Source organism: Rhodococcus sp. NPDC057135 (assembly GCF_042670865.1).
GTDB lineage: Bacteria > Actinomycetota > Actinomycetes > Mycobacteriales > Mycobacteriaceae > Rhodococcus_F.
Genome location: NZ_JBHUUU010000018.1, coordinates 1 through 14,007 on the forward strand (window position 1 = coordinate 1; position 14,007 = coordinate 14,007).

The window sequence follows — 14,007 nt, forward strand, 5'->3', positions numbered from 1 at the left end:
CAGGCCGCAGACACCTCGGAAGGTGGCTGCGGCGGCCCTGACGACTATTCGAATCAGCCGCGAACTGCGCTGATGATCTCCTCGATCGCCGAGTCGGCGTCGATCTCACGGCTTTCACCAGTGAAGCGATCGCGAATTTCGACCTTGCCGTCAGCCCAACCACGGCCGACGACAACGATCAGCGGAACACCGATCAGCTCGGAGTCCTTGAACTTCACGCCCGGCGATGCCTTGCGGTCGTCGAGGATCACTTCGAGTCCGGCGCGGTCGAGCTGCGCGGCGAGGCCTTCGGCACCTTCCCGAGCGGTCTCGTCCTTGTTCGCGATGACGAGGTAGACGTCGGCCGGTGAGACCTCGGCCGGCCAGCGCAGGCCCTTCTCGTCGTGGTGCTGTTCGGCAATGACGGCAACCAGGCGCGAGACGCCGACGCCGTACGAACCCATGGTCGGGCGGACTGGCTTGCCGTTCTCGGCGAGGACGTCGACGGTGAACACGTCGGTGTACTTGCGGCCGAGCTGGAAGACGTGCCCGATCTCGATGCCACGAGCCGAGACCAGCGCACCGGCTCCGTCGGGAGAGGCGTCGCCGTCGCGAACTTCGGCAGCTTCGATGGTTCCGTCCGGCGTGAAGTCACGCCCTGCGACGAGGCCGACCACGTGCTTGCCGTCTTCGTCGGCTCCGGTGATCCAGCTGGTGCCGTCGACGACGCGCGGATCGACGAGGTAGCGAACACCGTTGGCCTGCAGCGCCTTCGGGCCGATGTAGCCCTTGGCCAGGAACGGGTTGTTCTTGAAGTCGGTCTCGGTGATCATCACGAACTCGGCCGGCTCCAGCGAAGCCTCCAGTCGCTTTTCGTCGACCTCACGGTCGCCGGGGATGCCGATACCGAGCAGTTCCCACTCGCCGCCGGGCAGGCGGGTCTTGACCATGATGTTCTTGAGGGTGTCGGCCGCAGTGACCGTACGGCCGAGGTCAGCGCCGTTCGCCCAGTCCACCAGGGTGTCGATGGTGGGTGTGTTCGCGGTGTCGTACACCTTCGCCTCGGGCAGTCCGTCGAACGGAATCGCGTCGGGAACAACCGTCTTGACGGCCTCGACATTGGCGGCGTAGCCGGATTCGAGGCAGCGCACGTAGGTGTCTTCGCCGATCTCGCTCTCGGCGAGGAACTCCTCGGACGCGCTGCCGCCCATGGCACCGGAGGTGGCCGAGACGATGACGTACTTGACGCCCAGACGCGTGAAGATCTTCTCGTAGGCGCCGCGGTGCGCCTGGTACGACTCCGTCAGGCCTTCGTCGGTCAGGTCGAAGGAGTAGGAATCCTTCATGAGGAACTCGCGACCGCGCAGAATGCCCGCACGCGGACGCTCTTCGTCGCGATACTTGGTCTGCACCTGGTACAGGGTGACCGGGAAGTCCTTGTAGGAGTTGTACTCACCCTTGACCGTCAGAGCAAAGAGCTCTTCGTGGGTCGGGCCGAGCATGTAGTCGTTGCCCTTGCGGTCCTTGAGGCGGAACAGGTTGGGGCCGTACTCGGTCCAGCGGTTCGACGCTTCGTAAGGATCGCGCGGGAGCAGCGCAGGCAGCAGGATTTCCTGTCCGCCAATGGCATTCATTTCTTCACGGACAACACGCTCTACCTCGCGCAGCACCCGCAATCCCAGTGGCAACCACGAGTAGACGCCTGGAGCGATACGACGCACGTAGCCGGCACGAACCAGCAATTTGTGGCTGGCAACTTCGGCGTCCGAGGGATCGTCACGCAGGGTACGCAGGAACAGGTGGGACAGACGGGTAATCACGAGGTGTAAGGATAGTCGCCGCAGTCGGCCGAGCGGGCCTCGGTACGGTTACAGCGTGCTTGTACTGCTGCCTCCCTCAGAAACCAAGTCCGACGGCGGCAAGGATGCGCCCCTCGATCTGGCCGAACTGTCGATGCCCCAGTTGACCGAAACGCGCGAATTGCTGGTTCAGACGCTGGTCGATCTGGCCGCCGACGTCGAGGCGTCGTGCGAAGCGCTCGGCCTTGGTCCGACGCAATCAGACGAAGTGGAGCGCAACGCCAAGCTGTGGGTGTCCGCGACGCGGCCCGCGCTGCAGCGCTACACCGGGGTGCTCTTCGACGCACTCGACGCCAAGTCGTTCACCCGCGCCCAGAAGGCGAAGGCTCTCGACCGGATCGCTATCGGTTCCGCCCTGTTCGGTGCGGTCCGCGCCGGTGATCTGATCCCCGCGTACCGCCTCTCCGGTGGGTCCAAACTGCCGGGGATGGGCACGCTCCGCTCACTGTGGAAGCCGGAACTGCCGAAGGCGTTGGCCGCCGAAGCCGACGGACTTGTGATCGATCTGCGATCGGGTACCTACCAAGACCTCGGACCGGTTCCGGACGCGCTGATCGCCACCGTGCTCACCGAAAAGCCGGACGGCACCCGCACAGTGGTCAGTCATTTCAACAAGCACCACAAGGGTCTGCTCGCGCGGGCACTCGTGATCTCGCGCGCCGAACCCACGGACATCAAAGGTGTTGCGCGGGTGGCGTCGAAAGCGGGACTACGGGTGGAGATCGCGTCGGAGCGTGAATTGATCATCCTGACGGATTGATGGATTCGTCTGTCTGTCAAGTGCCGCAGAAGGTTTGGAACGTCTCGCTGAAAGACTGCGGGGCCGCCTCGGTGTAGGCAGCCCACTCGTCGCGCCGGTCGAACGGGTGCGTGACCACTTCCAGCAGCTTCTCGAATGGAACGAGGTCGCCGGCGTTCGCGGCGCGCAGGGCAGCATCGAGCTGATGATTGCGCGGAATGTACAGCGGGTTGACGCGATCCATCGCGCCAGCGATCCCCACAGCCCCATGTCCCTGTTCCGCCAGGGCGCCGCGCCACCGCTGCAACCACGGCGCGATGTGCTCCCGTGGCACGAGTTGGTCGAGGGGCGCCGAATTTCCGCGCAATTCGTCCGCGAGAGCGCGGAAACTGCCCGTCCAATCAGCACCGTGTTCCGCCAACAACGTCAGCAGATCGTCGACAAGCGTCCGATCGACAATCGCCAAGGCCAAACCGAGCTTTGCCGCCATACCGGCCGCATAGTGGTCCTCATAGCGCTCGTCGAAGGTGTCGAGAACTGCCGACGCCGCGGAAATCGCATCGTCGGGTGTGGAATCGATCAGCGGCAACAGTGTTTCCGCGAGACGCGCCAGATTCCACTTCAAGACACCGGGCTGATTGCCGAACGCATAGCGGCCGCCGCCGTCGATCGAGCTGAACACCGCCGCCGGATCGAAGGCGTCGAGGAAGGCGCACGGACCGTAATCGATGGTCTCCCCCGAAATTGTCGTGTTGTCGGTGTTCATGACCCCGTGTACGAAACCGACGAGCATCCACCTCGCCACCAGTGACGCCTGCGCCTCGACCACGTTCTCGAAGAACCTCAGGTAGCGATTGTGCGCCCCCGATGTCGGCAGTTCGGTCAGCTCCGGGTAGTGGCGGGCGATCGCGTAGTCGGCGAGCGGCTGCAAGACCTCGCCCTGCCGGGCCGCGAACTCGAAGGTCCCCACTCGAAGATGGCTCGACGCAACCCGTGCAAGCACAGCTCCGGGTTCGGCGCCGCTGCGGCGAACGTGCCGACCCGTCGCCACCACCGACAGCGCGCGCGTAGTGGGGATACCGAGGGTATACATCGCCTCACTGACCAGATGTTCGCGCAGCATCGGCCCGACGACCGCATACCCGTCGCCGCCCCGAGAGAACGGCGTGGGCCCGGAGCCCTTCAGATGCAGGTCCACTCGCTGACCGTCGCTGCTCACGAGCTCACCGAGTAACAACGCCCGACCGTCCCCGAGAATTGGTGCGTATCCACCGAACTGATGACCCGCGTACGCCATCGCCACCGGTGTGGCCCCGACCGGCACCGTCGCCCCGGACAAGACGCCAACCCCGTCCACACTTCGCAGCGCTGTCACGTCCAATCTCAACGACGCAGCCAGCCGCTCGTTCACAACGAGCAATTGCGGGTCAGGCGCGGCAGCACCATGCCACGGCACGGTCAGAGCGCCCAGTTCGTCAGCGAAGGTGCTCTCCAGGCCGGCCACGATGGTGACCGGGTCTGCTGTGGATTCCTCAATTGCAGCCATCACACGAGAGTAGTCACCGTGAGACGACCTATCGATCAGCCCTGATCGATGTACGACTCCAGTTGATCGCGTTCACTCTTGAGCTCGTCGATGCGACTCTTCACCACGTCCCCGATACTCACGATGCCGAGCAGGCTGCCGTCCTCGATCACCGGCAGGTGGCGGATTCGACGCTCGGTCATGATCGCGGCAATGCTGTCCACGGCGTCTGCCGGAATGCACGTGTACATCAGGGCCGTCATGACCTCGGAGACCGGTGTGCCGAGAAGATCAGGTCCGCGCTCGTGCAGGCGTCGAACGACGTCTCGTTCGGAAATAATGCCGACAACCGCGCCATCGTCGATCACCACCATGGCGCCGATGTTGTGACGGGCGAGATCGCACAGCAACCCGTTCACCGTCGCGTGGGCGTCAATGGTGACGATGCTGTTGCCCTTGTTTCGCAATATGTCCGCGATCCGCATCACGGCACCCCGATTCGTCGAGACTCTCGGCACGTCCTGCAACGATCGTATCGGCTAGCGAAGCGGATAAACAGGACTGATCAGGCGATTCCCTGAGCTGCCTTCTCCGCCGCCTGCGCCTGGGCAACCTGGGAGGGCGTGAACCTGATGCACAGAGCAGCGATACCGGCGAACACAGCGCAGACTGCGCAGCCGACGAGCGCGAAGGTGTATCCCTCGCCGAGTGCGATCAATTGCGCCGGATTCATGTCCGCGGCCTTGCCCGAAGTGCCGCCGAGAGACAGCGTCTTCGACGTCGCCATCGCACCGATCACCGACAGTGCCAGCGGTCCACCGAGCGTCTGGGCAACCTGCGAGATTGCGGTCAGCGGGCCGATCTCGGTCTCGGGGACACCAGCGATCGCGCACAGCGGCAAGGGCACCATCGCGAGGCCGATACCGAATCCGATCCCGATCACAGGCACGAACAAGTTGGCCAAGTAGGTGGAATCGGAATCGAGAGTGGACCCGTACAGCAGTCCCACGATCATGATCACGACGCCGGTGAGGACCAGCCACCGCGGCTGAATCTTCACTGCGAGCTTGGATGCAACGGAGGCAGCGGCGCCCAATCCGAACGCGAACGGAATGAACGCGATGCCGGCGCGCAGCGGTGAATACTCCATGATGTCCTGCACGAAGAGCGCCACGAAGGCCGTCATGCTGAACATCGCGCCACCGACGAAGAAGATGGCGAGGAATGTCGCGACGCGGTTGCGATCTGCGAACAACGAGAACGGCAACAGCGGATTGTCTGCAGTTCGCTCGACGAAGAGAAATGCGGCGAGGGCGACAAGTCCAACAGCCAACGCACCGACAACGGCGATGCTCCCCCACCCCATTTCCGGACCTTCGGTGAGCGCAAACACGACGCCGGTACATCCGAGCGTCGCGAGGATCGCGCCGGGGACATCCAACGCGAGTCGCTTCTGGTTAGTCTCACGGAGGGCGCGGAACGCCATCGCAACGAGCGCGATGCCGATCGGGACGTTGATGAGGAAGATCAGACGCCACGAGACCTCGGTAAGCGCGCCGCCGATGATCAGACCGGCGATCGATCCGACGCCCGTCATGGCTGCGAAAATCGCGATTGCCTGATTTCGTGCCGGGCCCGCAGCGAAGGTCGTAGCCACAAGCGCGAAGGCTGTAGGTGACGCAACGGCTGCTCCGACGCCTTGAAGCGCTCGCGCTGCGATCAACATGCCCTCGTTCAGCGCCAGACCGCACAGAAGAGATGCCACCGTGAACAGCGAGACGCCCGCGATGAACATCTTCTTGCGCCCGTACGCGTCGCCGAGTCGACCACCGAGCAGCATGAGCCCGCCAAAGGCCAACGCGTAAGAGGTCAACACCCAGTTGCGACCGCTGTCGCTGAGACCCAGATCAGCCTGAAGTGGGGCCAGAGCGAGGTTTGCGACGGTGCCGTCGAGCACCACCATCATCTGCAAACCACTCAGGACGATGATGGCGAGCCCGATGACTCGAGTCGCTATCGGGGCATTCGCCGAGGCGGTTTCAGACGTTGGGGAATCAGACACAAGACTTCACGTTACCCAGCGTCGACAGAAAAGCCCGCGACCGGCCCGATCACGATGATCGCCGGAGGCTTGATCTCCTCGTCCTTGACGCGCTGAGCAACGGTCGCGAGATCGGCACGCACCTCACGCTGAGTACGAAGTGTGCCCTCTTGGATGACGATGACCGGAGTGGTTGCCGGGCGTCCACCGTCGACGAGCGCCTTGGCGAACTGATCGATGCGCTCGACCGCCATGAGCAGCACGATCGTGCCGCGCAGCTTGGCCAGCGCCGACCAGTCGACCAGCGAATCCGGATGATCCGGAGCCACGTGCCCACTCACGACGACGAACTCGTGGGTGACGCCGCGGTGGGTGACCGGGATGCCTGCGGCCGACGGGACGGAGATCGCGCTCGTGATTCCGGGCACTACGGTCACCGGAACGCCGGCGGCGGCGCACGCTTCGAGTTCTTCGTATCCCCGCCCGAAGACGTACGGGTCCCCACCCTTGAGTCGGACGACGAACTTGCCGGCCTTGGCGTTGTCGATCAGCGCGGCGTTGATGGCCTCCTGTGCCATGGCGCGGCCGTACGGGATCTTCGCGGCGTCGATCACCTCGACGTCCGGACCCAGTTCGGCGAGCAACTCGGGTGGAGCCAATCGGTCGGCGACGACGACGTCGGCACGAGCGAGCAACCGGCGTCCGCGCACGGTGATCAGATCGGGGTCACCGGGGCCACCACCGACGAGGGCTACGCCCGCAGCGGCAGGCTCGGCAGTATCGGCGAGTACGCCCGACTGAAGACCTTCGACGACGGCGGTGCGGACCGCTGCCGAACGACGGTGATCGCCGCCGGCCAGAATTCCGATGCTCATACCGTCGTACTCGGCGCTGGCGGGAGTTACCGCCGTGCCGTGCTTCGCGTTGTCGGCCCGCACGCAGAAGATGTGGCGACGCTCCGCTTCGGCGACGATCGCCGCATTGGTTTCCGGTTCGTCGGTCGACGCGATGGCGTACCACGCACCTTCGAGGTCACCATCGGCGTACGGACGCTCTTCGACCGTGATCTGCCCGGCCGTGGCCATGCCTTCGACCGCTGGAGTGAACGCGCGGCTGATGACGTGAACACGGGCACCGGATGCAACAAGCAGTCCGAGACGGCGCTGAGCCACCGTGCCACCGCCGAACACGACCACGCGTCGATCGGTCAGGTTGAGGCCGACCAGGTAGTTGGTCTCGTCTGCGGTGGACTCGCTCACTCGCACTCCGTTTCGTCGTCAGAATTGTTCAAGCTGGAGGGAACTTTACGGGCCGCGGCTACGGTCACTCCATCCCTGGCAGTCTTGGCCAGCACGAGCCGGCCGCCCCCGGACGCGAGGATCGCAGCCGCTTCCGCGACGCTCGCCGTCCCGATCGCGTTCTCGACGCGAGATGACGGCGACGGAACCTGAACGCGCGCAAGCACGTCCGGTGCAAAACCGACAATCGGGACGTTCAGTTCATCGGCCGCTGCCAGCAGAGCCGGGGACTCGGCTTTTGCCGTCGCAGTGGCGAGTACCACGATCTTCCATCGCCCTCGCAGTACGGCGTTCACCGCAGCGACGATGTCCTTCGCGGTGGCACTCGTCGTGAATCCAACGCCAAGACAGAGGTCATCCTCGGGCGGCATCGACGAACTTCGCGATCGATTCGGGCTGCCCCACCGGATGAGTATGCAGATACGACGCGTGGACACCGCCGCGAATGAATCCCTCGCGGACGCTGCCGCCGTCCCACGGCCGCCAACCCCATGCACTTGCACACCCGTCGGCGTCGGCCGAGACCAGCGAGGTCCGGTGGAACTCGTGGCCGGTGACGCGGGCGCCGGGGTCGAAGAGGCTCGATTCGCTGATCGCGACCGCTTCCCGATACCCGAGGGTCAGGCGTTTCCCGAACGTCGCATCCACCCCGACAACACCGGCCATGCTGTGACCGTCCAGGCTGCGAGCAAGGTAGAGCAGACCGGCACACTCCGCATGGATCGGCGCACCGCCGTCCGCCAGGTCACGAACCTGCTGCAGCAGAACGGTATTGGCCGCAAGATCGACCGCGTGCTCTTCCGGGAATCCGCCGGGAAGGACCAGAGCAGCAGTTCCCGCGGGAAGCTCGTCGTGCAACGGATCGAACACCTGGACGTCGGCGCCGGCAGCGGACAGCAGTTCTCGGTGCTCGGCGTAGCCGAAGGTGAAGGCGGGTCCACCAGCCATGGCGATCACAGGCCGAGAGTCGCCGTGTTCGCCGACTTCGGCAACCGGATTCCACGCACCTGAACTCACGTTCGATGCGGCCAGCTCGCGAACAGCGCCGAGATCGACGTGCGAGGCAATCAGGTCGGACATCGCGTCCACCGCAGCCACGGCGGCCGCGCCGTGCTCAGCCGCCGGGATCAAACCGAGATGACGGGAGGGGACTTCGAGTTCCGTCAACCGCGGTACAAATCCGAGCACCGCGACGCCGACCTTGGCGCACGCGTGCCGCAACACCTGTTCGTGGCGAGCACTGCCCACACGATTGAGGATGACGCCGCCGATCCGCACACCCGCGTCGTACGTCGCGAAGCCGTGCAGTACGGCGGCCAGACTCTGACTGTGTCCACGGGCGTCGATCACGAGAACCACCGGCGCACCGAGGATCGACGCGACCTGCGCCGTCGATCCCTCGGCCGACGGCTGCGAGTTGGCCTCGTCGATCTTGCCGTCGAACAAGCCCATGACACCTTCGACCACTGCGATGTCGCAGCCGCCTGTTCCGTGCCGGTAGAGCGGGCCGATGCGATCCGGGCCCACCAGGACGGTGTCGAGGTTGCGTCCAGGTCGACCCGCGGCGAGCCCGTGATAACCGGGATCGATGTAGTCCGGCCCCACTTTGAAAGGCGCGACGCTGCTGCCGGACCGCCGGAGCGCACCGATCAATCCCGTTGCCACCGTGGTCTTTCCGCTACCCGAGGCAGGGGCGGCAATCACCACGGCCGGTGTGGAAGGACTCACCATTCGATGCCCCGTTGGCCCTTTCGGCCGGCATCCATGGGGTGCTTGATCTTGGTCATCTCGGTCACGAGGTCCGCGGCGTCGATCAACGCCTGCGGGGCGTCGCGTCCCGTGATGACTACGTGCTGGTTGCCCGGACGATCGCGCAGTGTCTGCACGACCTCGTCGACGTCGACCCAGCCCCACTTGAGCGGATAGGTGAACTCGTCGAGGACATAGAATCGATGTTCCTCGCCTGCAAGCCTTCTCGCGATCTCCTGCCAACCCTCAGCGGCGGCAGCGGCATGGTCTTCTTCGCTACCGGCCTTGCGTGTCCACGACCAGCCTTCGCCCATCTTGTGCCACTGCACCGGCCCACCGACGCCGGTTTCGTCGTGCAAGTTTCCGAGGGCGCGGAATGCGGCTTCCTCACCGACCTTCCACTTGGCACTCTTCACGAATTGGAAGACGCCGATGTCGAAGCCCTGGTTCCAGGCGCGCAGCGCCATGCCGAAAGCGGCAGTGGACTTACCCTTTCCAGGGCCGGTGTGCACGGCGAGCACCGGTGCGTTACGACGCTGACGCGTGGTCAGACCGTCGTCGGGAACTGTCTCGGGAACACCCTTGGGCATCGTGAACTCCTGAGCTGGGATCTAGGCTGCGGCGCGGACGACACCCGCGACCTGCTGCGCTGACAATTCGGCTAGGCGGACGTATCCGCCACGTAGTTCTCGGGCCAACTCGGCCGCCAACCCCAGACGAACGAGGCCGGTCTCGCAGTCGACGACGATGGACGCGACTGATGCATCGGCAAGAAGATGCGCGGCGACGCGGGCGCGATGCAGCGCGTCCTTGCCACCGGTAGCCCGGCCGTCGGTGAGCGTGACGACGAGGGCGCGGCGCTGCGGGTCACGAAGGCGCTCACGCAGAACCACCTCGCGGGCACGCAGGAATCCTTCTGCGAGTGGGGATTTGCCGCCGGTACGCATGGACTGCAGACGGCGAACGGCGATGTCCACCGAAGACGTCGGCGGCAGGACGAGCTCCGCTTCGCGGCCGCGAACAGTGATGACGGCGACCTTGTCGCGGCGCTGGTAGGCATCGCGGAGCAGCGAGACGACCGCACCGGTGACCGCGGAGAGCCGATCGCGAGCTGCCATCGACCCCGAGGCGTCGACAACAAAGACGATCAGATTGCCTTCTCGCCCTTCACGAATCGCGCCGCGAAGATCATCAGGTGCCAGTCGCAACCGCCCCGCAGTACGACCGCGCGCAACTTGGGACTCGGCTGCGGCGAAGACCGTGCTCGTCAAATGCAACCCGTGACCCCGCTCCCGGGTGGATCGCACTACCCGTCCGCGGGACGACATGGATCGCGAGCGGCGTCCCGGAGCACCTTCGCCGACGCCAGGAACCTCGAGGAGCTTGGCCTTGAACTCACCGGCGGGCGGAGCCGAGGGTCGGTCTGTGGCGCGCACTCCCCCACCTGGTCCGTCAGGGTCTTCAGGGCCGTCATCATCTGGGCCCTCATCGCCTGGTCCATCATCGCCGGAGCCGCCATCTTCGGGGCCGCGACCGTCGGGATTCTCGGGAGGTTCGGGCTCCCCGTCGCGCGCGTCGTCCTCGACCTGCGACTGGGCATCCTGATCAGCCTGCTCGAGTGCATCGTCCAACTGCTGCTGATCCAAGCCGGGCTCGTCGAAAGGGTCACGGCGGCGGCGATGCGGCAGCGTCAGTTCTGCTGCTACTCGCACGTCCTCCGCAGTGACCTCGCTGTCGCCTCGCCACGCGGCATGGGCGGTCGCGGTGCGCGCGAGCACCAAGTCGGCGCGCATACCGTCGACGTCGAACGACGCACACAGTGAGGCGATACGTCGCAGCTCCCGATTGCTCAACTCGACGGAGTCCAGTTTCTTACGCGCCGTGAGGATTTCGGCCGCCAACTCTTGATCGGCTGATTCGTACCGAGCGACAAATGCCTCGGGGTCACGCTCGTAGTCCAGGCGGCGACGCACCACTTCCATGCGGACGTCGACGTCGCGGGAAGCTGCGACATCGACCGCCAGACCGAAACGGTCCAACAACTGCGGACGCAGTTCTCCCTCTTCGGGATTCATCGTGCCGACGAGTACGAACTTGGCCGGATGCGAATGGGAGATGCCGTCACGCTCGATGTGAACCCGTCCCATTGCTGCGGCGTCGAGAAGCACGTCGACCAGGTGGTCGTGAAGCAGATTCACCTCGTCGACGTACAGAACGCCCTGGTGAGCGGCCGCGAGAAGTCCAGGTTGGAAAGCGCGTTCCCCGTCACGGAGAACCTTCTCGAGATCGATGGACCCGATCACCCGGTCTTCGGTGGCGCCGACGGGCAGTTCCACCAAGCGGGCCGGTCGCGTCGTTCCGGCGTCGTCGACCGCCGGCAGCAGCGCAGTCAGCGCGCGCACGACCGTCGACTTGGCGGTTCCCTTCTCACCGCGAACCAGGACTCCACCGATCCCCGGATGCACGGCACACAGGATCAGCGCCAATCGCAATTGATCCTGGCCGACCACAGCACTGAACGGGAAGCCCGCCACTGGTCGATCTTCTTCACTTCGCACGTCGATATCCCTCCACCTCTCGGTTTCCTCGCCGAGAATTTGGCTGCACTCGAATGTCGCGGCAACCTGGCTGAGATCTCCCGGACGATCGGTAGAGGAGAGATCTTTCACAGTGGCGGGACCGCGCCTGAATCGAACAGGACTTCCCCGCGAGCATTCGGTATCGAAAAAACCCTAGTCGGCTCACTTTCCCATGAGCCGACCAGGGTCAAATCTCGAACAAACTAGCTGACAGCCACGAAGGGCTCTCCCCCACCACGACGCATCGGGGTGTGCGGGATGCCGTCTTCGATGAACTCTTCGCCGTCGGCCTTGAATCCGTGCTTGGCGTACATCTCGACCAGGTAGGTCTGCGCATTGATCCGGCACGGCGCTTCGCCGACCTCGGCCAGTGCGGCCTGCAGGAGGCGGGTCGTGTGGCCCTGACCGCGCGCCTGACGCGACGTGCAGAGACGTCCGATTCGGAAGCTCTTGTTGCCGTCGTCGTGCTCTTCGAGCAGACGGAGTGTGCACACCACCTGGCCGTCCTGCTCGAGCCAGAAGTGACGCGTCTCCGTCAGCAGGTCCCGCCCGTCCAACTCGGGATACGGGCAGGCCTGCTCGACGACAAAGACCTCCACTCGAAGCTTCAACAACTCGTAGAACGTCTTGTTGTCGAGATCGAGTGCCCATGAACGCTTCAAAGCTGCTGTTGCCGTCATGGGTTGGACTATCACACAGTCGCGGCGGTATCCGCGACCGGAGCCGATCCGGAAGCTCCGGCGGAATCGAGTTCGAGGACCTTCGAAGACCAATCCCACACCTGGTTGAACAGGCCCTCGTTGTCGGTGAGCTTGACGCCGATGGACGGAACCATCTCGCGAAGCTTGCCCTTCCAGCCCTGGAACTCGGTCGGGAAGCAGCGCTCGAGTACGTCCAGCATCGCCGGGACGGCCGTGGAAGCACCGGGCGAAGCACCGAGCAGACCGGCGATGGAACCGTCCTCAGCGGCGACCACAGCGGTACCGAATTCGAGGACGCCGCCCTTGCCCTTGGCCCGGCGGATCACCTGGACACGCTGGCCTGCGGTGATCAGTTCCCAGTCCTGCGCCTGCGCCTTGGGCGCGAATTCACGCAGATCCCAAATGCGACCGGCCTCGTTCTTGGCGAGTTCGCTGACCAGGTACTTGACCAGGCCGAGCTCGCTGACGCCGACGCCGAGCATCGAGAGGATGTTGTTGGGCTTGACCGAGCCGGGCAAGTCCGTGACGCGACCCTGCTTGAGGAACTTCGGCGACCAACCTGCGTAGGGACCGAACAGCAGACCCGGCTTGTTGCCGATGACACGGGTGTCGAGGTGCGGCACCGACATGGGCGGGGCGCCGACGGCGGCCTTGCCGTAAACCTTGGCGCTGTGCTGGTCGATGAGTTCGGGGTTGGTGCATCGCAAGAAGGCACCGCTGACCGGGAAGCCGCCGAAGCCCTTGGCTTCCTTGATACCCGACTTCTGCAGCAGGTGCAGGGCGCCACCACCAGCGCCGACGAACACGAAGCGCGAGCGAACGGTGCGCTTTTCACCGGTACGACGGTTGGTGACCTTGACGGTCCACGACTTGTCCGAGTTCTGGGTCAGGTTGGTGACCTCGTGACCGAAGTACATCTTGCCGCCGGTCTTGCCGATGTAGCCGATGAGCTGCTTGGTGAGCGCTCCGAAATCGACGTCGGTGCCGTCCTGGCTCCAGTTCAGCGCGAAGGGCTCGGAGAAGTCGCGTCCCTTGGCCATGAGCGGCAAACGCTTGCTGAACTCGGCCGGATCGTCGATGTACTCCATACCGCGGAACAGCGTGTGGCCGGCAAGCGCGTCGTAGCGAGCACGCAGGTACTTGGCGTTGGCCTCACCGTGAACGAAGCTCACGTGAGCGATGGGGTTGATGAATTCCTTGGGCTGAGTCAGGACGCCCTGCTCGACCGCGTGCGCCCAGAACTGGCGGGACACCTGGAACTGCTCGTTGACGTTGACGGCCTTCTTGATGTCGACCGTGCCGTCCGAGTTCTCCGGAGTGTAATTGAGCTCACACAGGGCGGAGTGACCGGTTCCCGCGTTGTTCCAGGGGTCGCTGCTCTCGGCTGCGACGGCATCGAGCCGCTCGAAGGTCGAGATCGACCAATCGGGCTGCAGCTGGCGCAGCAATGCGCCCAGCGTGGCACTCATGATGCCTGCGCCCACGAGCACTACATCCGTCTTCGTCTCTACCGCGTTCTGATTCGACACTGGAGAAT

At 64.7% G+C, this 14,007-nt stretch carries 12 protein-coding genes; 1 reads left to right on the forward strand and 11 read right to left on the reverse strand.

What is annotated here, in order from left to right; all coding sequences use genetic code 11:
- Positions 1 to 53: 53 nt before the first annotated feature.
- The gene (locus tag ACFT1A_RS26805) at positions 54 to 1,799 is read right to left on the reverse strand and encodes a proline--tRNA ligase (protein WP_378449472.1); all 1,746 of its coding nucleotides are present in this window, start codon (positions 1,797 to 1,799) and stop codon (positions 54 to 56) included.
- Between the two features lie 55 nt (positions 1,800 to 1,854).
- Between ACFT1A_RS26805 and yaaA the strand changes: the two genes are divergently transcribed.
- Positions 1,855 to 2,598 carry a peroxide stress protein YaaA gene (gene yaaA / locus ACFT1A_RS26810; RefSeq protein WP_378449473.1) on the forward strand — a complete coding sequence of 248 codons (744 nt, stop codon included), beginning with the start codon at positions 1,855 to 1,857 and terminating at the stop codon, positions 2,596 to 2,598.
- A 16-nt stretch (positions 2,599 to 2,614) separates the two neighbouring features.
- On the opposite strand, the gene ACFT1A_RS26815 is transcribed toward yaaA, so the two are convergent.
- From ACFT1A_RS26815 to mqo, 10 genes are all read right to left on the reverse strand, one after another.
- On the reverse strand, positions 2,615 to 4,123 hold the full coding sequence (locus ACFT1A_RS26815; RefSeq protein WP_378449474.1) for a YdiU family protein: 1,509 nt from the start codon (positions 4,121 to 4,123) through the stop codon (positions 2,615 to 2,617).
- A 35-nt stretch (positions 4,124 to 4,158) separates the two neighbouring features.
- Positions 4,159 to 4,587 (reverse strand): CBS domain-containing protein, encoded by a 429-nt coding sequence (locus tag ACFT1A_RS26820; protein ID WP_378449475.1) that lies wholly within the window; start codon positions 4,585 to 4,587, stop codon positions 4,159 to 4,161.
- Positions 4,588 to 4,667: 80 nt separating this feature from the next.
- Positions 4,668 to 6,164, reverse strand: coding sequence for an MFS transporter (locus tag ACFT1A_RS26825; protein ID WP_378449476.1), 1,497 nt, complete (start codon positions 6,162 to 6,164; stop codon positions 4,668 to 4,670).
- 11 nt (positions 6,165 to 6,175) lie between these two features.
- On the reverse strand, positions 6,176 to 7,402 hold the full coding sequence (cobA, locus tag ACFT1A_RS26830) for a uroporphyrinogen-III C-methyltransferase (RefSeq protein ID WP_283303818.1): 1,227 nt from the start codon (positions 7,400 to 7,402) through the stop codon (positions 6,176 to 6,178).
- Positions 7,399 to 7,812, reverse strand: a complete 414-nt coding sequence (locus tag ACFT1A_RS26835) for a cobalamin biosynthesis protein (RefSeq protein ID WP_378449477.1) — start codon at positions 7,810 to 7,812, stop codon at positions 7,399 to 7,401. The genes cobA and ACFT1A_RS26835 overlap by 4 nt, the downstream gene beginning before the upstream one ends.
- Positions 7,796 to 9,172 carry a cobyrinate a,c-diamide synthase gene (locus ACFT1A_RS26840; protein WP_378449478.1) on the reverse strand — a complete coding sequence of 459 codons (1,377 nt, stop codon included), beginning with the start codon at positions 9,170 to 9,172 and terminating at the stop codon, positions 7,796 to 7,798. Before ACFT1A_RS26840 ends, ACFT1A_RS26835 begins: the two co-directional genes overlap by 17 nt.
- Positions 9,166 to 9,780, reverse strand: coding sequence for a cob(I)yrinic acid a,c-diamide adenosyltransferase (gene cobO / locus ACFT1A_RS26845; RefSeq protein WP_019748043.1), 615 nt, complete (start codon positions 9,778 to 9,780; stop codon positions 9,166 to 9,168). The genes ACFT1A_RS26840 and cobO overlap by 7 nt, the downstream gene beginning before the upstream one ends.
- Before the next feature lie 21 nt (positions 9,781 to 9,801).
- Complete coding sequence (locus ACFT1A_RS26850) at positions 9,802 to 11,748, reverse strand: magnesium chelatase subunit D family protein (RefSeq protein WP_378449479.1); 1,947 nt, start codon at positions 11,746 to 11,748, stop codon at positions 9,802 to 9,804.
- 224 nt (positions 11,749 to 11,972) lie between these two features.
- Complete coding sequence (locus tag ACFT1A_RS26855; protein ID WP_003942808.1) at positions 11,973 to 12,449, reverse strand: GNAT family N-acetyltransferase; 477 nt, start codon at positions 12,447 to 12,449, stop codon at positions 11,973 to 11,975.
- Between the two features lie 11 nt (positions 12,450 to 12,460).
- On the reverse strand, positions 12,461 to 13,999 hold the full coding sequence (gene mqo, locus ACFT1A_RS26860) for a malate dehydrogenase (quinone) (protein WP_378449480.1): 1,539 nt from the start codon (positions 13,997 to 13,999) through the stop codon (positions 12,461 to 12,463).
- Between the last annotated feature and the right edge of the window lie 8 nt (positions 14,000 to 14,007).